The organism is Luteibacter sp. Sphag1AF (assembly GCF_014192715.1).
Classification (GTDB): domain Bacteria; phylum Pseudomonadota; class Gammaproteobacteria; order Xanthomonadales; family Rhodanobacteraceae; genus Luteibacter.
On sequence record NZ_JACHYH010000004.1, the window covers coordinates 193,438 to 216,284 of the forward strand.

General features: G+C 63.0%; 18 protein-coding genes. 8 read left to right on the top strand and 10 right to left on the bottom strand.

The window, feature by feature from the left end:
• Nucleotides 1–35 precede the first annotated feature (35 nt).
• The 4 genes from FHW69_RS12620 to FHW69_RS12635 form a co-directional block, all read right to left on the bottom strand.
• On the bottom strand, nt 36–503 hold the full coding sequence (locus FHW69_RS12620) for a hypothetical protein (protein WP_183423429.1): 468 nt from the start codon (nt 501–503) through the stop codon (nt 36–38).
• Nucleotides 504–631: 128 nt separating this feature from the next.
• Nucleotides 632–3,253, bottom strand: a complete 2,622-nt coding sequence (gene mgtA / locus FHW69_RS12625; RefSeq protein ID WP_183423430.1) for a magnesium-translocating P-type ATPase — start codon at nt 3,251–3,253, stop codon at nt 632–634.
• A gap of 164 nt (nt 3,254–3,417) precedes the next feature.
• Complete coding sequence (locus FHW69_RS12630) at nt 3,418–3,600, bottom strand: hypothetical protein (RefSeq protein WP_183423431.1); 183 nt, start codon at nt 3,598–3,600, stop codon at nt 3,418–3,420.
• Between the two features lie 257 nt (nt 3,601–3,857).
• Nucleotides 3,858–4,757 carry a LysR substrate-binding domain-containing protein gene (locus tag FHW69_RS12635; protein WP_183423432.1) on the bottom strand — a complete coding sequence of 300 codons (900 nt, stop codon included), beginning with the start codon at nt 4,755–4,757 and terminating at the stop codon, nt 3,858–3,860.
• 117 nt (nt 4,758–4,874) lie between these two features.
• On the opposite strand from FHW69_RS12635, the gene FHW69_RS12640 reads away from it, so the two are divergent.
• Both FHW69_RS12640 and FHW69_RS12645 read left to right on the top strand, forming a co-directional pair.
• Entirely contained in the window at nt 4,875–5,075 is a 201-nt protein-coding gene (locus FHW69_RS12640; RefSeq protein WP_183423433.1) for a hypothetical protein, read from the top strand.
• A 68-nt stretch (nt 5,076–5,143) separates the two neighbouring features.
• Complete coding sequence (locus tag FHW69_RS12645; protein WP_343204018.1) at nt 5,144–6,091, top strand: aldo/keto reductase; 948 nt, start codon at nt 5,144–5,146, stop codon at nt 6,089–6,091.
• Between the two features lie 113 nt (nt 6,092–6,204).
• Here FHW69_RS12645 and FHW69_RS12650 read toward each other — a convergent pair whose 3' ends face one another.
• The 4 genes from FHW69_RS12650 to FHW69_RS12665 form a co-directional block, all read right to left on the bottom strand.
• Entirely contained in the window at nt 6,205–8,436 is a 2,232-nt protein-coding gene (locus tag FHW69_RS12650) for an NADP-dependent isocitrate dehydrogenase (RefSeq protein WP_183423435.1), read from the bottom strand.
• A gap of 163 nt (nt 8,437–8,599) precedes the next feature.
• Complete coding sequence (locus FHW69_RS12655) at nt 8,600–11,731, bottom strand: efflux RND transporter permease subunit (RefSeq protein WP_183423436.1); 3,132 nt, start codon at nt 11,729–11,731, stop codon at nt 8,600–8,602.
• A gap of 139 nt (nt 11,732–11,870) precedes the next feature.
• On the bottom strand, nt 11,871–15,110 hold the full coding sequence (locus FHW69_RS12660) for an efflux RND transporter permease subunit (RefSeq protein WP_183423437.1): 3,240 nt from the start codon (nt 15,108–15,110) through the stop codon (nt 11,871–11,873).
• A 69-nt stretch (nt 15,111–15,179) separates the two neighbouring features.
• Nucleotides 15,180–16,460: an efflux RND transporter periplasmic adaptor subunit gene (locus FHW69_RS12665; RefSeq protein ID WP_183423438.1), complete on the bottom strand. Its 1,281-nt coding sequence runs from the start codon at nt 16,458–16,460 to the stop codon at nt 15,180–15,182.
• Between the two features lie 381 nt (nt 16,461–16,841).
• On the opposite strand from FHW69_RS12665, the gene FHW69_RS12670 reads away from it, so the two are divergent.
• Nucleotides 16,842–17,375 carry a c-type cytochrome gene (locus FHW69_RS12670; protein ID WP_343204019.1) on the top strand — a complete coding sequence of 178 codons (534 nt, stop codon included), beginning with the start codon at nt 16,842–16,844 and terminating at the stop codon, nt 17,373–17,375.
• Between the two features lie 12 nt (nt 17,376–17,387).
• Here the strand turns inward: FHW69_RS12670 and FHW69_RS12675 are convergent, their stop codons facing one another.
• Nucleotides 17,388–17,984 carry an ACP phosphodiesterase gene (locus tag FHW69_RS12675; protein WP_183423439.1) on the bottom strand — a complete coding sequence of 199 codons (597 nt, stop codon included), beginning with the start codon at nt 17,982–17,984 and terminating at the stop codon, nt 17,388–17,390.
• Nucleotides 17,985–18,032: 48 nt separating this feature from the next.
• Here FHW69_RS12675 and FHW69_RS12680 point away from each other — a divergent pair, with 48 nt between their 5' ends.
• From FHW69_RS12680 to FHW69_RS12695, 4 genes are all read left to right on the top strand, one after another.
• Nucleotides 18,033–18,719, top strand: coding sequence for an alpha/beta fold hydrolase (locus FHW69_RS12680; RefSeq protein ID WP_183423440.1), 687 nt, complete (start codon nt 18,033–18,035; stop codon nt 18,717–18,719).
• Nucleotides 18,716–19,834 carry a cell division protein ZapE gene (zapE, locus tag FHW69_RS12685; protein WP_183423441.1) on the top strand — a complete coding sequence of 373 codons (1,119 nt, stop codon included), beginning with the start codon at nt 18,716–18,718 and terminating at the stop codon, nt 19,832–19,834. Before FHW69_RS12680 ends, zapE begins: the two co-directional genes overlap by 4 nt.
• A gap of 89 nt (nt 19,835–19,923) precedes the next feature.
• Nucleotides 19,924–20,373, top strand: coding sequence for a hypothetical protein (locus FHW69_RS12690; protein WP_183423442.1), 450 nt, complete (start codon nt 19,924–19,926; stop codon nt 20,371–20,373).
• Between the two features lie 65 nt (nt 20,374–20,438).
• Complete coding sequence (locus FHW69_RS12695) at nt 20,439–21,170, top strand: N-acetylmuramoyl-L-alanine amidase (RefSeq protein ID WP_343204020.1); 732 nt, start codon at nt 20,439–20,441, stop codon at nt 21,168–21,170.
• A gap of 9 nt (nt 21,171–21,179) precedes the next feature.
• On the opposite strand, the gene ltaE is transcribed toward FHW69_RS12695, so the two are convergent.
• A complete protein-coding gene (gene ltaE, locus FHW69_RS12700) occupies nt 21,180–22,193 on the bottom strand; it encodes a low-specificity L-threonine aldolase (RefSeq protein WP_183423520.1) in 1,014 nt (337 codons plus the stop codon).
• 101 nt (nt 22,194–22,294) lie between these two features.
• On the opposite strand from ltaE, the gene FHW69_RS12705 reads away from it, so the two are divergent.
• Nucleotides 22,295–22,813: a gluconokinase gene (locus tag FHW69_RS12705; RefSeq protein ID WP_183423444.1), complete on the top strand. Its 519-nt coding sequence runs from the start codon at nt 22,295–22,297 to the stop codon at nt 22,811–22,813.
• The last annotated feature ends 34 nt before the right edge of the window (nt 22,814–22,847 follow it).

Here is a 22,847-nt window from a genome sequence, read left to right on the forward strand (position 1 = left end):
CGCTCAGTTTCAGGGCCGATGGCCGCGACCTGGCCTCAGAGGCACTCGGTAAGCACTTCGTAGATGGGCACCCCGGTTCCCGGAAGCGGAGCTTCCATCGGATCGGACGCCTCAAGCGCGCTGTAGAAGTCCTCGACCGGGGTTCGCGGGGCGAGCGGAATGCGGCACTGGAAGAAGTGGCTGTTGGTCGTTACCTCACCCGTTGCAGGCAGCACCTCGTCGTAGCTGCCGAAGAATGTCCACAGACACTCCTGCATGTATCCCTTCCGGCTGTCGGCCGAACAGGTGAAGCGTATGGAGCGAAGGTTGCTGTAGTCACCTTCGCAGAAGGTGTCACCACAGATGAAGTCAAATGAACGGTTGAGCCTTTCGCGCAGTTCGTCGAAACGATCCAGGGCGAACTCCTTGCTGGGATAGTCCACCACGTCGACATAGCGGCTTTTGGCGGCAAATGCCGGCAACGATGCGAGCAACAGCAACAACAAAAGACTGATTCGGAACACGATGGTCTCCTTGCGTGAGGGTCCGCAAATCAGACCTCACGCAGCCACCCGCCCGAAAGAAGCCGCGCTCACCCCACCCCGTAGGCCGCCCACCCGGATCAACCGGATGGGCGGCCGGCACGCTCGGATCAGAGCCAGCGACCGAAGCGCCGGATGTAGATCGTCTTCATCAGCTGCGTCAGCACGCAATAGCAAAGCAGCGTCACGGCCAGCCAGGCGAAATAGATGCCCGGCAGCGGCTGCATGCCGATTTTCGCGCCAATCTCGCTGTACGGAATGAGCATGCCGATCACGATAATCAGGCCAGTCAGCGCCAGCACCGGCGCGGATGCCACGCTTTGCAGGAACGGAATGCGGCGTGTGCGGATCATGTGCACCACCAGCGTCTGCGACAGCAGGCCCTCGATGAACCAGCCGGACTGGAACAGCGACTGATGTTCCGGGCCATTGGCACCGAAGTAATGCCACATCAGATAGAACGTGGTCATGTCGAAAATGGAGCTGACCGGGCCAATCCACACCATGAAGCGACCGATGTCGCCGGCGTCCCACTTGCGCGGCTTGCGCAGGTATTCGTCATCCATGCGATCAAACGGAATGGACAGCTGCGACAGGTCGTACAGCAGGTTCTGCACCAGAATCTGCAACGGCAGCATCGGGAGGAACGGCAGGAATGCGCTGGCCACCAGCACGCTGAACACGTTGCCGAAGTTGGAGCTGGCCGTCATCTTGATGTACTTCATGATGTTGCCGAAGGTGATGCGACCTTCGATCACCCCCTCTTCCAGCACCATCAGATTCTTTTCGAGCAGGATGATGTCCGCCGATTCCTTGGCGATATCCGTCGCGGTATCCACGGAGATGCCAACATCGGCCTCGCGCAGCGCTGGCGCGTCATTGATGCCGTCGCCCAGAAAGCCGACGGTGTGCCCGCGACGCTGAAGCGACTTGACCACGCGCGCCTTCTGCACCGGCGACATCTTGGCGAACACCGTGGTTTTCACCACCAGATCGTCGAGCGCGTCATCGTCCAGCGCTTCCACGTCCCGGCCCAGCACGGAAGCGGTAACGTCCAGCCCCACTTCGGAGCAGATCTTGCGCGTCACGGCTTCGTTGTCACCGGTGATGACCTTCACGGCCACGCCATGGTGATGCAGCGCGCGGATCGCGGTGGCGGCGGAGTCTTTCGGCGGATCGAGGAACGCCAGGCATCCCACGGCGATCAGGCCACTCTCGTCCGCAATGCCGTAGGGACGGTCGTGCTTAGGCTCGCGACGGATGGCGACCACTAGTACGCGCAGGCCATCCTCATTGAGGCGACGCGTCATGGAGCGGATTTCGCGACGCTTCTCATCGGTCAGCGTCTCGATGGTGTCGCCAATCTTCGCCTCGGTGCAGATGGCGAGCATTTCTTCCACCGCGCCCTTGCACACAAGCAGATGCTGACCATCCTCCCCGCTGACGATCACCGACATGCGACGGCGCTGGAAGTCGAAGGGGATCTCATCAACGATGCGGTACTGGCGCGCGCTTGGCTCCAGGTCGCGGTGTGCGAGCACGGCCTTGTCCATGAGGTTGCGCAGGCCCGTCTGGAAGCGGCTGTTGAGATAGCCGTATTCCAGCGCTTCGTCCGACTCGGCGCCGGAAAGATCCAGATGACGTTCCAGCACGATCTTGTCGAGCGTGAGCGTGCCGGTCTTGTCGGTGCACAGCACGTCCATCGCGCCGAAGTTCTGAATCGCATTCAGTCGCTTGACCACCACCTTGCGCTTCGACATGGCGATGGCGCCTTTGCCGAGATTGGCGGTGACGATCAGCGGCAGCATTTCCGGCGTGAGGCCCACAGCCACCGACAAGGCAAACATGAAGGCCTGCAGCCAGTCACCCTTGTCGATGCCGTTGATCAGGAAAACAATCGGCACCATCACCGCCATGAAGCGGATCAGCAGCCAGCTCACGCTGGAGACGCCACGATCAAAACTGGTCTGCACGCGCTGCCCGGACAACGTGTGTGCCAGCGAGCCCAGATACGTGCGGCCGCCGGTGGCCAGCACCACAGCGGTTGCCGTGCCGCTGACTACGTTGGTGCCCATATAGCAGACGGTGGCCAGGTCCAGCGGATTTTCCACGCTGCCGGTGTCGCGGCCGTTCGGCGCCACTTTCTCCACCGGCAGCGATTCGCCGGTGAGGATGGCCTGGCTGATGAACAGATCCTTGGCGGCGATCAGGCGAAGGTCCGCAGGAACCATGTCGCCCGCGCCCAGATGCACGATGTCGCCCACCACCAGCTCTTCCACCGGCACTTCGATGCGCTCGGCATGGCCATCATCAGCACGGCGGGTGACGGTCGAGGTATTGCGCACCATCGCCTTCAGCTTTTCAGCCGCGTGCGAGGAACGGAATTCCTGGGTGAAGCTCAGCAGCACACTGATGCCCACCATCACCGCGATGATGATCGGGCCGGTGAGGTCATCCGGCTCGGTGGCCAGCTGCACGATGGCCAGCACCAGCAGCACGATGATGAACGGGTTCTTGAAGGCCCGCAGAAGCTGCAACGTCCAGTGCGGCGGCTTCTCGTGGCTGACCTCGTTGACGCCGTCACGGTCGAGTCGCGCGGCAATCTGCTCCTCATTGAGGCCCTGCAGGCTCGTTTCCATGGACACAAGCAGCTCCGCGCCCGGGCGCCATGCGTCGCGGACGAGGTTGTCACTGAATGTGGGGGTGGCCGTAGCCTTGCCGCGCTTGTTCATCACTCGCTTTCCCTGGTGCACGTTCAAGCCACCAGGCGCGAGCAGACGTCAACGTGAGTTGCGACGTCCCGCGCCAGCGCGTGGCTGACGAATGGTGTTCTTGTGCTGGTCTGCCGGCCCGGTATTTCGCGGCGTGTGCCGCGCCCGGGACGCTATGTCGCCGCTCATACTGGCGAAAGGGTGCGACTCTGGGGTTTCGCCTGGCTTTCATCCGCAAGACGGGAACGCGGCACGGTGATGGTGCGCGGACGAGCGGAAGCAGCGTTGCCGGCACGACGACGGGCCAGGGCGAACGCAAGACGGCGGCCGAACATGCGGGCACCGGACATATCAAGATTGAGCTTCATGGCTCACTCCTCAGATAACGGAAGCTCACGGCTTCCGTCGAGAGTGAGCCGGACTTTCCCCAGTCAGGAAAGCGCCGACTGACCGTTACGGTCGCCGCGGGCGGTTATTTTTGAACGCCGCCATCCGATGCTTGCGGATGTCGGCGCGTCGACTAGGGTAGACGTCCATATGCCTTGAATAAGGAAAGGTCGGGATGCTGGCCGCACGTGAAATCCGCGCGGTAGCGCGAGAATTGTCGTGCTGCGGCGCGCAAGTGTCAAGCTCCGCGAGGCATGCCGATGCCCGCTTCGTGGCATGCCGCTTCCTCCCGCAACCAATCGCGGAACGCCGCTACGCCAGCGTGGGATTCCGAACGGCGGGGGTAGACCAGATAGTAGGCTTCAGCCACCCGCAGGCGCTCTTCACACAGCACGACCAACGACCCGCACTCGATAAGTGAACGGGCCATCACCAGGCGCGCGAGGGCCACGCCCATGCCTTCCAGGGCCGCCCGTTGCAGGGTTTCAGTGTTGTCGAAGCGCGCCACGTAGCGATTGGGCAGTGGCATGCCGAATTTGTCCGCCCATCCGGTCCAGCGACCGGACGGGTCGCCCAGCAGGGGCCAGCCAGTCAGCGAGGTATCCGGCATGCCGCCCATGCGTTCGATCAGGGCCGGGCTTGCCACGGGCACGATGTATTCGCCGAAAAGGCGCTCGGATATGCAGCGCGGCCACTGCCCCAGGCCGTACCGTATCGCAGCATCCACGGGTTCCCGGTCGAAATCGACCAGGGCAGCGGTGGATTGCAGGCTCAGTTCCAGTTCCGGATGGCGCGCCACCAGCCGCGGCAGTCGCGGAACCAGCCAGCTGGATGCCACCGAGGGCAGCACACTGACCGTCAGCGCATCCTGATGGCGCCCCGCATACCGGTGCAGCGCCTGTTCGATGCCGTCGAAATGGTGACCGATGGCATCCAGAAGGTGGTTGCCCTCCATGGTCAGCGCCACGCCGCGCGGCCCGCGCTCGAAGAGGCGGCGTCCCAGGCGGGATTCCAGATTGCGGATCTGATGGCTCAGGGCGCTGACCGTCAGATTCAACTGGTCTGCCGCACTGGACAGCTTGCCAGTGCGCGCCACCAGTACAAAACCTTGCAACAGGGCCAGCGGCATCCGCGACATGTGAATTCCCCTCAAGTCAGGATTGCAAACATATCGCTTTTTCGGCTGCCGTCCAAAGCGCACGCTTTGACCCCACAACAAGTCGCAGCGTCCTGCGACGTGATCGGGGAGAGGATCATGGCGTCGATGTTCACCGGACTGGCGTTCCTGCACGGACACATTACTAACCGCGAGTTGATCTGGTCGCTGGCCCGACCGGCCACACCGGCCCCGGCCCCGGAAAAAACGGCCCGCAAGGAGCGGCCCGTCCGCGCCGCTTCGGAGGCCTGCACGCTTGCACCCTGCGACTGCGTCATTGCACCGCGCCACGCCTGCTGAGTTGGCGACATCACCTTTACCGCCTTCACGGCATCATGGTGGCTTTCCGCATCTGTCTGGAGAGCCCCGTGACGAAACGCAAACTCGGCCAATCAACCCTTGAGGCAGCCCCGCTGGCCTTCGGCGGCAACGTATTCGGCTGGAGCGCCGATGAGAAGCGCTCGTTTGAGCTTCTGGATGCGTTTGTCGATGAAGGCCTGAACCTCATCGACACGGCAGACGTCTATTCGGCATGGGTGCCCGGCAACGAAGGCGGCGAGTCGGAAACCATCATCGGCAAGTGGCTGAAGAAGTCCGGCAAGCGCGACAAGGTACTGATTGCGACCAAGGTGGCCAAATGGGGCCGTTACCCGGGCCTGTCGCCGGTCAACATCCGCGAAGCCGTGGAAGACTCGCTGCGTCGCCTGCAAACCGACGTGATCGACCTGTATCAGGCCCACGAGGACGATCCGAAGGTGCCGCTGGAGGAGACGATGAACGCGTTTGCCGACCTGGTGAAACAGGGCAAGGTGCGCGTGCTTGGCGCATCCAATTACAGTGCCACGCGATTTGCCGATGCCCTGAAGATCAGTCGCGAAAATCACCTGCCGCGCTATGAAACGTTGCAGCCGGAATACAACCTGCTTGATCGCGCGGGTTACGAAAGTGAATTGCAGCCGCTGGTCGTCAAGGAAGGTGTGTCGGTCATCAGCTATTACTCGCTGGCCAGCGGTTTCCTGAGTGGCAAGTATCGCTCCGAGGCAGATCTGGACAAGAGCAAGGCGCGCGGCGGCTCGGTAAAGAAGTATCTGGATGCGCGCGGCCTGCGCGTGCTGGATGCGCTGGATGAGGTGGCTCACGCACATGGGGCGACGCCGGCGCAGGTGGCACTGGCGTGGCTGATGACGCGCCCGGGCATTGCAGCGCCCATTGCCAGTGCAACGACGGTGGACCAGCTGCGTGAGATTGCTGGTGCGGCGAAGCTGGCGCTCAGCGCACAGGACATTGGCAAGCTCGACACTGCCAGCGCCCCGTAAAGTCGCTGGCAAGCCCGCGATGGGTGCTTGCCAGTGAATGGACGTCCATCCGCGTCGACAAGAAAAAGCCCGCCCGCACCCCACAGGTGCAGGCGGGCCTGGGCCGGACTGACTTACGCGGTCAGCATGGCCAGTGCCGCATTCAACGTGGCGCTGGGGCGCATGGCCTTGCTGACCCGTGCCAGGTCCGGCTGGTAATAGCCACCGATGTCCACGGCGTGACCCTGCACACCGACGAGTTCGGCAAGAATCGTTGCCTCGCCCTCTTCCAGTGCACGTGCCAGCGGAGCGAACTTCGCCTTCAGAGCAGCATCATCGTTCTGTGCGGCCAGAGCCTGCGCCCAGTACATCGCCAGATAGAAGTGGCTGCCACGGTTATCCAGTTCACCGACCTTGCGGGCGGGGGACTTGTTGCTGTCGAGGAACTTGCCGTTGGCCTGATCCAGCGTGCGAGCCAGCACGGCAGCACCCGCGTTGTCGTAGCGGTTGCCCAAGTGCTCAAGCGATGCCGCCAGCGCAAGGAATTCACCCAGCGAATCCCAGCGCAGGTAGTTCTCTTCCACGAACTGCTGCACGTGCTTGGGGGCCGAACCACCTGCACCGGTCTCGAACAGGCCACCGCCAGCCATCAGCGGCACGATCGACAGCATCTTGGCGCTGGTGCCCAGCTCCATGATCGGGAACAGATCGGTGAGGTAATCACGCAGCACGTTGCCGGTGACCGAGATGGTGTCCTCACCCTTGCGGATGCGATCCAGCGAGAAGCGCGTGGCTTCCACCGGCGACATCACGCGGATGTCCAGACCCGTGGTGTCGTGATCCTTCAGGTAACGCTGCACCTTGGTGATGACCTGCGCATCATGCGCACGGGCCGGGTCCAGCCAGAATACGGCCGGCGTCGAACTCAGGCGTGCACGGGATACGGCAAGCTTCACCCAATCCTGGATCGGCGCGTCCTTGGTCTGGCACATGCGCCAGATATCGCCCGCTTCGACTGCGTGCTCCATCAGCACGTTGCCCGCGCTGTCGGTGACGCGCACGTGGCCATCGGCTTCGATCTGGAAGGTCTTGTCGTGCGAGCCGTATTCTTCCGCCTTCTGCGCCATCAGGCCCACATTGGGCACGCTGCCCATGGTTGCCGGATCGAAAGCGCCATGCGCCTTGCAGTCCTCGATCACCACCTGGTACACGCCCGCATAGCTGCGGTCGGGAATGATGGCCTTGGTGTCCTGCAACTTGCCGGAGGCGTCCCACATCTTGCCGGAGTCACGAATCATCGCGGGCATGGATGCGTCGACAATGATGTCGCTGGGCACGTGGAGGTTGGTGATGCCCTTGTCCGAATTGACCATCGCCAGGCCGGGGCGCGTGGCGTATTGCGCGGTCACGTCGGCTTCGATGGCTGCCTGCTGGTCAGCCGGCAGCGACTTGATGCGCGAGTACAGGTCGCCGATGCCGTTATTCGCATCGAAGCCCACCTGGCGCAGCACGTCGGCGTGCTTGCCAAGCGCATCCTTGTAGAACTCGTTGACGACGACACCGAACATGATGGGGTCCGAGACCTTCATCATCGTGGCCTTCAGATGCAGCGAGAACAGTACGCCCTGGCTCTTCGCATCGGCGATCTGCGCATCAATGAATGCGGACAGTGCCTTCTTGTTCATGACCGCTGCGTCGATCAGCTCACCGGCAGAAATCGCCGTCTTTTCCTTCAGAACCTTGCTCGTGCCGTCCTTGCCGAACCATTCGATGCGGACATTTCCGGCCTGCTCGACCAGTACGGACTTCTCGCTGCCGTAGAAATCACCGCCATCCATGTGGGCAACGTGCGATTTGGAATCGTGACTCCACGCACCCATGCGGTGCGGATGCTTGCGGGCGTAATTCTTGACCGAAAGCGGTGCGCGGCGATCCGAGTTGCCTTCGCGCAGCACGGGGTTGACGGCACTGCCCTTCACGCGGTCGTAGCGTGCCTTGGCGTCTTTCTGTGCGTCGTCGCGCGGCTCGTCCGGATAGTCGGGAAGGTCGTAGCCCTTGCTCTGAAGTTCCTTGATGGCAGCCTTGAGCTGCGGCACCGACGCGCTGATGTTCGGCAGCTTGATGATGTTGGCTTCCGGCGTCGTGGCCAGTTCGCCAAGCTCAGCCAGATCGTCGGCGATCTTCTGATCGGCCTTCAGGCGATCCGGGAACTGGGCAATGATGCGCCCGGCGAGCGAGATGTCGCGCGTTTCCACGGCGATGGACGCGGTAGCCGTGAACGCCGCCACGATGGGCAACAACGACTGCGTGGCGAGGAACGGCGCTTCGTCCGTCAGGGTGTAGATGATCTTTGGCGTACTGGACATGTCAGGGACCTCTCAGGTTACGGCTCGTGTTGGGGGCGCCAGAGGCTGGTCGCAAGGCGCACGCGTGCGCCGCGCCCGGTTCCGGTCGCGCAAGCCCTTCATTGTCGCGGTTTCGCGCCGGTTTTTGAACGCCGCCGTCAGTGCGGCGGCGTATGGACACGACTCAGCTGGCTTTCGCAAGCTCGCGGCGCGCCCGGCGACGGGCGATGCGGGCGGCCTTGCGCGCCTTCCAGCGGTCGCTGAGGCACGCGAAGATCACGTACAACGCAGGCGTGCTGAGGAGCGTGAGGCTCTGGGAGATGATGAGACCACCGATCATCGCGATACCCAGCGGACGACGCAACTCGGAACCTTCGCCCAGACCGATCGCCAGCGGCACCGCCGCGAGAATGGCGACCATCGTGGTCATCATGATCGGCCGGAAGCGCACGAGACATGCCTCACGAATGGCTTCCATCGAGGTCTTGCCGTGCTCGCGCTCCGCCACCAGTGCGAAGTCGATCATCATGATCGCGTTCTTTTTCACGATACCAATGAGCAACACCAGCGCGATCATCGCGATGATCGACAGCTCCGTGTCCGTAATCAGCAGCGCGGCAAGCGCGCCCACACCCGCAGCAGGCAGCGTGGACAGGATGGTGACCGGGTGAATCAGGCTCTCGTACAGCATGCCCAGCAACAGGTAGACCGTGATGATCGCGGCCAGGATCAGCAGCGGCATGTCGCTCTGGCTCTGCTGGAAACGCTTGAAATCGCTGCCCACGTCCAGGCGGATGTCACCGGGCATGCGCATGTTGCTGATGGTCTTCTGAATGACCTGCATCGCCTCGCCCATGCTCACGTTGGGAGCGAGGTTGAAGCTGACGCCCATGCTCGTGTACTGGTCTTCGTGCACGATCTGGCTGGGTGCAAGTCCCGGCTTCTGCTGAGCGACCGCCGTGATGGGTACCATCGCACCGGAACGGGACTTCACGTAAAGCTGGTTGATCGCTTCAGGCGTGGCGGCAAGACCGGGCAATGAGTTGATGATGACGCGGTACTGATTGATGTCCGAATAGATGGTGGACACAGCGCGCTGACCGAACGCGTTATACAGCGCGCCGTCGATATCGCCGATGGACACACCCAGACGCGCCGCATCGTCGCGGTTGATGACCATGTTCTGACGAAGGCCCTGCGCGTCGATGTCGCTGCCGACATCCTTCAGCATCGGATTTTTCTTCAGCTCATCGACCAGCCTGGGCAGCCATTCCTGCAATTCAACGATGTCGTTGCCCTTCAGCGACACGGAATACTGCGCACCCTGACTCGAACCACCACCGCCACCGGTGGGCAGATCCTGCAACGGGCGAAGGCGCAGATTGAGGTCGGGGAACTTGTTGGCCTTGGCACTCAGGCGCGCCAGTGCGTCGAACGTGGTTTCGTCGCGGCCCTCGGCGCGTGTCTTCAATTCGATGTTGAAGTTGCCGCTGGAGCCCGTACGGCTGGTGCCCAGACGCGAGCCCACCGCCTTCACAGCCGGGTCGGCCAGCAACATGTCGGTGACGCGAGCCTGGCGGATCATCATCTCGCCGAACGACACGGTGGAGCTGCTGGTTGCGCGGGCAGAAATCAGACCGGTGTCCTGCAACGGAAACAGGCCCGCCTTGACCATGCCTGCCAGCACGAAGGTCAGCGCGATAAGAAACAGCGGCGTCAGCGCCATCAGCAGAGCGTGACGCAGCGTCCAGTCCAGTGCGGTGCGATAGACACCCAGCATCCGCTCGTGGAACACATCCAGCTTGCGACCCAGCCACGACGGCTTGCCCTGATGCTTGTGCGCAGAAAGGAAATGGCCACACAACGAGGGCGTGAGGGTAAGCGACACCAGCGCGGACACGCCGATGGCCGCGCACAGCGTGACCGTGAATTCCTTGAAGAACATGCCCGTGATGCCGCTGGCGAACAGCAGCGGAATGAACACGGCAACCAGTGAGGCCGTGATCGAGACGATCGTGAAACCGATTTCCTTCGCCCCCAGCAACGCGGCCTCGAATCGGGGTATGCCTTCATCCATGTGACGGATGACGTTCTCGATGACGACGATGGCATCGTCCACCACGAAGCCAATGGCAATCACCAGCGCGAGCAGCGTGAGGTTGTTCAGCGTATAGCCCAGCACATACATCACCACGAACGCGCCAGCCAGCGACAACGGCACTGCCAGGCCCGCAATCACGGTGGGCGCCAGGCGGCGAAGGAACAGCGCCATGGTCATGATGACCATCGCAAGGCTGATCATCAGCGTGATCTGCACTTCCGCCAGCGACGCACGGATGGTGGGCGTGCCATCGAAGAACGGTGAAAGCTTCACGCCGGCCGGCAACCAGGTCTGCATCTGCGGCACCTGGGCCTTGATGTTGTCGACCGTGGCGATCACGTTGGCGTCGGACTTCTTGTACACGTACATCAGGATCGCGGGACGACCGTTGAACCAGGCCGCCTGATACGCATCCTGCTGACCGTCGTACACCTTCGCCACGTCGGTAAGGCGAATGGGAACGTTGTTCTTGTTAGCGATGATGAGCTTGCCGAATTCTTCTGCAGTGTGCAGCGAATCGGTGGCGGTCACCGACATCGTCGTGTGACCGTCGGAAAGGAAGCCCTGCGGCGAGGTCACGTTGGCCGCAGTCAGCGCGTTGCGCAGCTGATCCGGCGACAGGCCCATCGCATTGAGCGCGCGCAGATTCACATCCACACGGATGGCAGGCGTGGCACTGCCCGCGATATCCACCGACGAGACGCCTTCCTGCTGGCGCAGACGCTGCGCGAGGATGGAGTCGGCCAGGTTGTACAGCGTGGTGGGAGACTGCGTGTCGGAGGTCAGCGCCAGCACGATCACCGGATCGTCGTTGGGGTTGGCCTTCTGGTAACTGGGGGCATTGAGCAAACCGCTGGGCAGATCCGCCTGCGCACCGTTGATCGCGGCCTGCACGTCACGTGCGGCAGCGTCCAGATTGGTGCCGTTCTGGAAGAACAGAAGGACGAACGTGCTGCCCTCGGAACTGTTCGATCGCATCTGGTCGATGCCTGGCACCTGACCCAGATGGCGTTCCAGCGGAGCCGCCACGGTCGACGCCATGGTGCTCGCGTCCGCGCCGGACTGCTGGGCCTGCACGAAGATCGCCGGAAACTGGATGTTCGGAAGCGCAGCCACGCCCAGCATGAAGTAGCAGATCATGCCGCAAACGAAAATGCCGATGGCAAGCAACGACGTGCCGATCGGTCGGCGGATGAACGGGCCGGAAATATTCATGCGCGGTGGAGTCGATGTGTCGAATCGGAAGATGCTGACGTCATCGCAACAATAACGTCACTCCCGCAAAAAGGTTTCGCCGGGCGGGTGACCGTCCGGCGAAAGATGAGGTGGATCGGGAACCTTCCCGGTAACGCCATCAGTTGGCGGTTCCCGGGGTTGCCTGAGCCAGAGCGCGACGTTCCTTGCGCACCTGCAACCAGTCAGAGAAGCGTTCCATGTACAGATAGATCACCGGCGTGGTGTACAGCGTGACCAGCTGCGACAACAGCAGACCGCCAACGATGGACACACCCAGCGGCTTGCGCAACTCCGAACCGATACCGGTGCCAAGTGCCAGCGGAAGCGCGCCGAGCAGTGCGGCTGCCGTGGTCATCATGATGGGACGGAAGCGCAGCAGGCAGGCGCGACGGATGGCATCGTGCGCGTTCATGCCGGTGCGCTTCGCCTCGATGGCGAAGTCGATCATCATGATCGCGTTTTTCTTCACGATGCCGATCAGCAACACGATACCGACGATGCCGTCCACCGAGAGGCTCATGCCGCACATCAGCAGTGCGAGCAGTGCGCCCACGCCCGCGGGCGGCAGGGTGGAGATGATGGTGATCGGATGGATGTAGCTCTCGTACAGCACGCCCAGCACGATGTAGATGACCACGATGGCGGCAAGCAGCAGAAGCACTTCGTCGCCCACCGAGGAAGAGAACTCGGCAGCCTTGCCGATGAACTGGCCACGGACCTGCGGCGGGAAGTTCAGCTGCTTCTCCACCTCGGCAATCGCATCCACTGCCGCCGACAGCGAATAGCCCGGCGCCAGGTTGAACGAGATGGTCACAGCGGGAAGCTGCTGCAGGTGGGTGACGACCAGCGGCGCATTGGTGACCTTGGAGCTGGCCAGCGATGCAATGGGAATGGTGCCACCGCTACCAACCTGGAAACCGACGTTGCCGGTGTTGCCAATGCCCGAGGGCGTCGCCGAGTTGCTGGACGCCAGCTGGCCGAAGCTGGTGGCGTTGCTGCCCGTGAGGGCACCGTTGCCGTTGCCGCGGACGGTCAGCTTGTTCAGCAGATCGGAGCTGGTGCGGAATTCCGGACCCACTTCCAGCACCACGCGGTACTGATTGAGCTGGGTGAAGATCGTTGAAATCTGGCGCTGACCGAACGCGTCGTACAGCGTGTCGTCGATGGTCTGCACCGGCACGCCAAGACGGCTGGCCGTGTCACGGTCGATGGTGAGCTTCAGCGCCTGACCCTGATCGGCCAGGTTGTTGTCCACGTCGGCCAGCTCCGGACGCTTGCGCAGCGCCTGGGTCATCTGGTTCGCGTAGCCGGAAAGCTCCGTAGCATTCACGTCCGACAGCGAGTACTGGTATTCCGTGGCCGACACCTGGCTGTCCAGCGTGACGTCCTGCACGGGCTTCAGATACAGCGCCACACCGGGAATGCCAGCGGCGGCCTTCTGCAGGCGTGCCACCACTTCTTCCAGACCGTCGCGCTCGCTGCGCTCCTTCAGCACCAGCGACAGCTGACCCTGATTCAGCGTGGGATTGACCGAGCCCGCGCCGATGAAGGCGGCGACACCCGCCACGGCCGGGTCTTTCTGCAAGGCATCCGCCACGGCCTTCGTGCGCTGTTCCATTTGCGGGAAGGCGACGTTCTGGTCAGCCTGCACCACGGCCGTGATGAGACCGGTGTCCTGCTCAGGCAGAAGACCCTTCGGGATCACCATGTACAGCACGACGGTGAGCGCCACCGAGAACGCGGCAACCATCATCGTCAGCGGACGGTGATCCAGCACCCAGTCCAGACTGCTGCCATAACCTTCAACGATGCGCGACCACCAGGTGTGCTTGCCCGAGGCCGACGCGTGCTCGTGCGCATCTTCCGCATCGGGCAGTTCGTCGGCTTTCAGCAGGTACGCGCACATCATCGGCGTGAGCGTCAGCGACACCAGCATGGAGATGGCGACCGCGATGGTCAGCACCCATGCGAACTCGTGGAACAGGCGACCGGTAACGCCGGGCATCAGCAGCAACGGCAGGAACACGGCGATCAGCGAGACCGTCAGCGACACGACGGTGAAGCCGATTTCCTTCGCGCCGATTTCTGCGGCTGTCTTGCCGTCGTGGCCCTGTTCGATATAGCGGACGATGTTCTCGATCATCACGATCGCATCGTCGACGACGAAGCCGGTTGCGACCGCCAGCGCCATCAGGGAGAGGTTGTCCAGCGACATGCCGGCAAACGACATGACGCCGAACGTGCCCATCAGCGAGAGCGGCACCGCCACCGACGGAATGACCGTGGCCCACAGGCGGCGCAGGAACACGAAGATCACCGCCACCACGAGGCAGACCGTGAGGATCAGCGTGAACTGCACATCTTCCACCGACGCGCGGATGGTGATGGTGCGGTCGGCGAACACTTTCAGATGGACGTCCGCCGGCAGCACTTTCTGCAGGTCGGGGATGGTCTGGCGGATGTGCTCCACCGTCTGCACGATGTTGGCACCGGGCTGACGACGGATATCCAGCAGCACGGCAGGCTTGCCGTTGGCCCAGGCGGCCAGCTGGTCGTTCTCCACGCCATCCACCACGTTGGCCACATCCGACAGGCGCACAGGCGCACCGTTGGCGTAGCTGATGATGGTGTTCTTGTACTCAGCCGCCGTGGACAGCTGATCGTTGGTGCCGATGCTGTAGGACTGCGTCTTGCCGTTCAGCGTGCCCTTGGGCGCATTGACGTTCGCCTCGGTGAGCGAGCTGCGCACGTCTTCCATCGTGAGGCCAAGATTGGCCAGCTGCGCGGGATTGACCTGAATGCGCACAGCCGGACGCACGTTGCCCGCGATGGACACCAGGCCCACGCCCTGCACCTGCGCCAGCTTCTGCGCCAGGATCGAGTCCGCATAGTTGTTCACGTCACGCAGCGGCAGGCTGTCGGACGTGAGCATCAGCGTCATGATCGGCGCGTCGGCCGGGTTCACGCGGTTGTATACCGGCGGATACGGCAGGTTGTTGGGCAGCGTGCCGCGGGCCTGATTGATGGCTGCCTGCACGTCCTGCGCGGCGATGTCGATGTCCCGGTCCATCGCGAACTGCAGCACGATGGTGGACAGCCCGGCAGACGAGTCGGAGCTCATCATCGTCAGGCCGGAAATCTGGCCGAAGTTGCGCTCGAGCGGCGTGGTGACCAGCGCCGCCATCGTCGTGGCGCTGGCGCCCGGATACTGCGTGCTGACCACGAGGCTGGGCGCGTCGATTTCCGGCAGCGCCGACACCGGCAGCTGGCGGTAACCGAGGATGCCGAGCAGAAGCACCGCCACCATCAACAGTGACGTGGCAATCGGCCGGCGAATGAAGAGTGTCGAAAAACCCACGTGACGTTCCTGGTTGTGGTGCTGTCGGCCCGCTGGGCCGGTCCCGGTATGGGCCGGCCCGTCTTTCGATCAGCCGCGGCGACCGCCGCCCTGTCCCTTGCCCTGACCCTTGGCCTTGGAAAGCTCATCCGCCGTCGGCGCGGCAGGCACCTGACCCGGCGCCAGCGGCTGGATCTTGCTGCCCGGCTTCAGGCGGAACTGACCTTCCGTGACCACCTTCTCGTCGATCTTCAGGCCCTTGGCGATCAGCACGTGGCTGTCACCCACTTCGCTGGCCACATCCACAGCCTGCATCTTGACGGTGTTGTCGCCCTGCACGAGGTACACGTAGTCGCCATCGGGACCACGCTGCACAGCCTGAGCCGGAATCACCAGACCGTTGCTGACCGTGCGCACCTTCAGCTGCACGTTCACGAACTGACCCGGCCACAGCTCGGTCTTCGGATTCTGGAACACCGAGCGCAGGCGGAACGTACCGGTGCTGGTGTCGATCGTGTTGTCGATCACATCCAGTGCGCCGGTGGAAACCACGTGGCTGTCGATGCGATCCAGCGCCATCACTTCCAGCGAACCGGCCGCACCACCCGGCGTACCCATCGACGAACGGACCATGTCCAGGTTCTTCTCGGGCAGATAGAACATGACGTAGACCGGATGCAGCTGGGTCAGCGTCACGATGGCGTCGGTCGTGGCGACAATGTTGCCCACGTCGACCGAGCGGATGCCTGCCAGGCCATCAATCGGTGCGATGACCTTGGTGAAGCCAAGCTGCACCTGCGATGCGCGGATGGCAGCGTTGTCCGCCGCGACCGTCGCTTCAGCCTGGCTGAGCGTGTTCTTCAGGTTGTCCAGGTCCTGCTGGGAGACGTACTGCTGTCCGCCCTTGCTGACGAGGTTCACCGAACGGTCGAGGTTGTTCTTCGCCGTGGCCGCAGCGGCCTGGTCCTGGCGCAGTTTTGCCACCGACTGGTCGTACTGCGACTGGATGGTGCGCGGGTCAATCTCGGCGATCACGTCGCCCTTCTTGACCTCCTGGCCTTCCTTGAAATTCAGCTTCATCAGCTGACCGCCCACCTGCGAGCGCACCGTGACGGTGTTCAGGGCCTGAACCGTACCCAGCGCCGTGAGGTAAACCGGCACATCCTGGGAAACCACAGGCACCACCGTGACGGGCACGGGCGGCTGGTCCTTGTCCTTGCCATCACCGCCCTGCTCGCTCTTGTCCTGCGACTGTCCCTGAGCGCCACCATGTGCTGCACCGCCCTTCTTTCCCAGAAGGAAGTGAGCCGCTACGGCACCTACAGCGACCAGGACAAGGACAAACAGCGCGATCTTCCAAAAACGCGACATGAAACACTCTCCGAATGATTGAGGCCTGGAGCACCTGCTCCGGCCGCCGCGCCATGCGCATGAGGGCTGCAACCCTCTGTCGAAACAATGGATCGGGTGATCCACGGCGCCAATACTAGGTGTACCGGAACGGGATTGAACAATGCCGGTTGACAGGGGGTACCCATGACTGACGACATGGATAGCCGAAAACCCCTACTTTGACGCCCCCGTATGAGCGGGAGTTTAGAGAGGAAATGTGACGGATGGTTCCGCTATGATTGAGGTCCTGTCGCGCCCCTGTGGTGCGGCACGTGGGGGCCAGGGGCTTTCGCGTGGTTGAAAAGGCAAGCCTTGTGCCGGGATCGGCCCGAGGGCATACCCATCTGACTGGAGTACAGCGTGAGCGGTTCCCCGAGCAAATCAGATCAGAACTTCGTGCGTCAATTTTCGTGGCTTACGCTTGGACTCAGCGTATTGGCCCTTGTCCTGATGGTCATCGCTTACTCCATCTATTCGGGCATCCCCAAAGAACAGGACCCCACCCAGACCCGTGCCCAGACCGCGCGCATCGCGCCAGTAGGCGGGGTTTATGCCGGTGATACGGGCCGCGCCGCCATGGCTGCCGCCCAGGAAGCCGCTGCCAAGGCCGCCGCCGCACAGGTCGCTTACGGCGGCAGCACCGACGGCAAGACCATTTACGACAACCTGTGCCACAGCTGCCACACCGCTGGCGTGGCCGGAGCGCCCAAGCTTGGCGACAAGGGCCAGTGGGGCACGCGCATTGCCGAAGGTACGGCCACGCTGATCAAGCACGCCATCGAGGGCTACACCGGCCCGGACGGCAACCACATGCCGGCCAAGGGCGGTAACCCGTCCCTGACGGATGAGCAGGTCGAAAACACCGTCAAGTGGATGGTCGATCAGGCAAAGTGATGCCCTGAAGCCCTACAGGCCGGCCGCATGGCTGGCCTTCCAGCTTCCCGCAAACGCCTTGAGCTGCGGGAAGAAAACCCCGAAATGCTGTCGCAGTGCATCGTCGTTTGCCACAAGCAGTGGCATCGACTCGCCTACAGGGTTGGCCCGGGTCAGCCGGCGCGACAATCCCTGCAAGGCACGCTCCACCACCTCTGCACGCATATAGCCTGCCGGCAGGTCGTTGCCGTCCATATAAGAAAGAAAGCGCAGCAGCGACGGCGGCAGCGGAAAATCAGCCGCATGCAGGTCAGCGCGGAACCTCGCTGAGAAAGCGTCCAGCGGTTCGTCGGACCAGCGGGCGAAATCGCGCGCCAGACAATAATCGAACCACACGTCCAGCAGGATGCCCGCATAGCGGCGAAATGGCGGTGGAATCAGCGTCCTCGCCGCGCGGACCTCGTCGTGCTGATCCGTGAAGCTGTCGATGGCACGGTGAAGCTGAATCCCCAGACGCACCGACTCCGGAAGCTCAGGGTCGGGCGCGCCGTGCACGAAATCGCCGAGCAGACCGCCCAGTCGCAAGCCCGTGTCAGAGCCCGCCAGCAGCGCGTGAGCAAGTACATTCATCGAGGCCAGCCGTCACGGACTTCACAACGGCCGGGTATCATGGTGGTCATGAGCGATCACAATTCCCCAGCGCCGGAACGTTTTCCGGCCGAAGCCGCCAGCTTCGCGCTCGCCGGCCCCGCAGGCAAGCTTGAGACCATCACGGAAGTCAGCGAAACGGAGGTCGCTCGCAAGGGCGTGGCCGTCATCTGCCATCCGCACCCGCTTCAGGGCGGCACGATGCACAACAAGGTTGTGACGATGCTTGAGCGCTCGCTGCGCGAGTCTGGCCTCGACACCGTGCGTTTCAATTTCCGCGGCGTGGGCGAGTCCGAAGGCCAGTTCGATGATGGCCGCGGCGAAGGCGAGGACCTGGCTGCCGTGGTGGCGTGGGTGCGACGTACGCGTCCGCACGACCAACTGTGGCTGGCAGGGTTCTCGTTCGGCAGCTACGTCACCCTGAACGAAGCCGTCCGCCTGCGCGCTGATGCACTCATCAGCATCGCCCCTCCCGCAGGTCGCTGGGACTTCGAAAGCATCCGGATTCCGGCATGCCCCTGGCTGATCGTGCAGGGCGAGGCCGACGAAGTCGTGGACCCCGAAGCCGTGTTCGCGTGGATCGACAGCCTGCCGGTGGAGCCCACGCTGGTGCGCATGGCCGACACCAGCCATTTCTTCCACCGTCGCCTGATGGATCTGCGCGGCGCGGTGAAGCACGCCATCCTCGACTGGCTTCCGCCGCAGCGCAACGCATGAACTGTCCGACGCTAACCCCCAGTGAACGCTATCGTGAAGGCGTGGCCGGCCACCGCTGGGAGTCCGATCCCGCCCAGGTGCCCGTCCTGGCCCAGTTTGACCGGCTGCACGCCGCACTCTGCCAGGCCACTCCTGCCGCACCGTCCGGCGGCCTTTTCGGCAAGCTGCGCTCCATGCTCGGCAACGAACAGCCCGAACCCATCCGCGGCCTGTATCTGTGGGGAAGCGTGGGTCGCGGCAAAACCTTCCTGATGGACCTGTTCGTCTCCAGCCTGGCGCCCGGCCTGGCGCTGCGGCGCCACTATCACCGCTTCATGCTGGAAGTGCACGAATCCCTGCGTGAGCTGGGCGAACGGCAGGACCCGTTGATCGAAGTGGCTGCGCGCATTGCCGCGAAAGCCCGCGTGGTCTGCCTGGACGAGTTTCTGGTCAACGACATCGGCGATGCCATGATTCTGTCGGGCCTGCTCGATGCGCTGTTCGCACGCGGCGTCGTGCTGGTCACCACCTCCAACACGGCCCCGCCCGGCCTGTATCGCGACGGCCTTCAGCGTGCGCGCTTCCTGCCTGCCATCGCGGCCATCGAAAAGCACTGCGTCGTGCACGAGATGGTATCGCCACACGACTGGCGCCTGCGTGCGCTCACCCAGGCATCGGTATACCTCACGCCGCCGGGTCTTGAAGCAGAACGTTCGCTGCAGCGCATCTTCACCAGCCAGGCGGAAGGCGGCATCCGCGACGACGAACAGATCGACGTACAGGGCCGCGCCATTCCTGCCCGGCGTCGCGCTGACAACATCGTGTGGTTTGATTTCACCGCATTGTGCGAGGGCCCGCGCGCGGTTGCCGACTACATCGAGCTTGCGCGGCGCTTCCCCTCCGTCGTGGTGTCCAACGTTCCACAATTCACTGTGTACACAGAAAACGAGGCGAAGCGATTCATACTGCTGGTCGATGAGTTCTACGACCGGCACGTCAAGCTGATTCTCTCCGCTGCCGCGCCGATCACCGAGCTTTACGATGGCCAGCGTCTGCGCGCGGAATTCGGCAGGACAGAGTCACGCCTTATCGAGATGCAGAGCGAGGACTACCTCGAACGTGACCACAAACCGTAATACCAACCATCCAGACGGGTCTGGTGACACACGACCCGTTGCCACATGCTTTCATCGCGGACTTGCCGCGCAAACAAACGAGGGTCGCCATGGATAAGTGGGAGCTGGTCCCGGGCCGCGGAATTGTCCGTGGCGAAAACAATATCTTCTTCGGCACCCAGCGCAAGGCATTGCAGGACAGCCTCGGTGGCAAGCCTTCCGGCGACCAGCTCTGGGACGACGAAGACGAATACAGCCTTCCTGACGGCAGCGACTGGCTGCGCCTTCGCTATATGGATGGCAAGCTGTGCGACATCGAAGTCCTCGGTGGCAGCCTGCAATACGAAGGCATTGAGCTTGTGGACACCACGGGCCCTGAACTTGAAGCCGCGATGAGCGCGGCAAAACACGACCTGGTAGACACCCAGTGGCTCAGCCAGGGCCGTGATTGCATCGACTTGCAGATCGTCGTTGCCACGCGCGCCGACGAGGGCGAGGAAGGCGAAGACCGTGAGCGCATCGCGTGGGTGTTCACCAGCGTGGACTTCAAGGTCGAATGATCCCTCAGCCAACAAGCGCATGCAGGCGTGCCGCGTCCCCGCTTCTGTGGTGGCGCGGCATTTGCGTGTGCCTGTTGCTGCTACTGACGGGCTGCGCCACCACCGCGCCCACTGTGCCACCGCAGCGCAGTGCGCTGGCCCACTGGACGCCGTCACCCAACTTCAACGCACGGCGCGCGCAGCTCATCGTGCTGCATCACACCTCCATCGGCAACATGGAGGCATCGCGGCGCGTGTTGTCACGTGCTGGCGGCGGCAACCCGGTCAGTGCGCACTACCTGATCGGCGACGATGGCACGATTGACCAGCTGGTAGATGACCGGGATCGCTCGTGGCATGCAGGCGCGGCCACCTGGGCGGGCGTCACCGATATTAACTCATCGTCTATCGGCATCGAACTGGACAACGATGGCGTCGCTCCGTTTTCGAGCGCGCAGATTCAGGCACTTATCCGGCTTCTGGCTGACCTGACCACGCGCCTGGGCATACCAAAGCAGGCGGTGGTTGGCCATGGCGATATCGCGCCCGGCCGCAAGAATGATCCGAGTGTGCAGTTCCCGTGGGCGACCCTTGCACAGTATGGATACGGCCTCTGGTACGACCAGCCGCTGATTCCCGCACCGCCCGCTTTCGACAGCCTGGCCGCGATGCGGCTTGTGGGCTATGACGTCAGCAATCCACGTGCAGCGATCATCGCTTTCCATCGGCACTACAGGAACATGGAAACCGAGATGCTGGACGCAACCGATGCGTCCATTCTTTATTCCCTCCAGCGCAAGCTGATGGCACCGCGCTGATGCGTCCTTTCATCCCGTAAACGAACGGAACGCCGCAATCGTGCGCTCGATATCGTCGTCGCTTACATGCAGGTGAGTGACCAGGCGAACGTGGGGCAGATAGCCAATGCTCACCCGTACACCCACGCTGCGCAAATGCTGATCCAGCGCCTTCAGCCGGGGCGCAGGCACATCCACAAACACCATATTGGTATGGCAGCCGGTGACGTTGATGTCTGGCACGCTGCGCAAGCCATCTGCGAGGTGCTGCGCACGTGCGTGATCCTCTGCCAGTCGGCCCACATGATGATCCAGCGCATACATCGCTGCCGCGGCCAGCATGCCCGCCTGGCGCCATCCGCCGCCGGTGACCTTGCGCCAGCGACGTGCCTTGTCGATCAATGCCGCACTGCCCAGCAATACTGATCCCACGGGTGCGCCCAGACCTTTTGAAAGGCAGACCGACACACTGTCGAAATACTGCGTGATGTCGCGGGCGGGTCGGCCATACGCCGTAGCCGCGTTGTAAAGGCGTGCGCCATCCAGATGGAGGCCCAGGCCGCGACGCTTCGCCAGATCATGTGCCTGCTCAAGGTAGGCAAACGGCAGCGCGCGGCCGTGCCACGTATTCTCCAGCGCCAGCAGCTTTGACCGCGCAAAATGCGGGTCCACCGGCTTGATCGCCGCCTCCACCTTGTCCAGCGGCAGGGTGCCATCCGCATCCTGCACAATGGGCTGCGGCTGAATGGAGCCGAGAACAGCAGCACCGCCCCCTTCGAAGCGATACGTGTGTGCATCGGCGCCAACGATGTATTCATCGCCTCGCTCGCAATGGCTCATCAGGGCAAGCAGGTTGCTTTGGGTACCCGTGGGAACAAAAAGGGCAGCGTCGAAATTCAGTTCGCGGGCCATCCGGTCCTGCAACGCGTTGACGGTGGGATCTTCGCCATAGACGTCATCTCCCACCGGCGCATCCAGCATGGCGGCCCGCATGGCCGGGACGGGCTGGGTGACAGTGTCGCTGCGCAGGTCGATCCACTTCATGGCGGGGGTACTCATGGGCTGAAAGCCTTAATGGTAACGCTCGTCGGCTTCACGTCGCGCGTGGACAATACGGAAATGACCAACAGAGGAGTTCCAGGACCATGATCGTGATCCTGATGGGCGTGTCCGGCAGCGGGAAATCAACTATCGGCGTGCGCCTGGCGACCATCCTTGGCTGTGAATTCGTGGACGGCGACTCACTTCACTCCGACGCAAACCGCGCAAAGATGGCGCGTGGTGAGCCTTTGAACGATGCTGATCGCGCACCCTGGCTGGATGCCATTGCCGAAGCCATGGATGCACGCCGCACTATCGACGCCTCGCTGGTGGTGGCCTGTTCCGCACTGAAACAAGCCTACCGGGATCGCCTGAGCGCGGGCCACAACGACGTGCGCTGGGTCTATCTGCGCGGCACCCGCGCGCTGCTGGCCGAACGGCTGGGTCACCGCACCGGGCATTTCTTCGACCCTGCACTGCTCGACAGCCAATTGGCCACGCTGGAGGAGCCCGCCCATGCGGTCACGGTAGACATCGGGCCGGAGCCGGGCGACATGGTCAGTCAGATCGTCGCGGGGCTGTGTTCCAAGGCGCACGCTGGGCGCGGCGACGACAGCGACTGAGGCTTCGTCAGTGACCCATCCGGTCACGGCGATC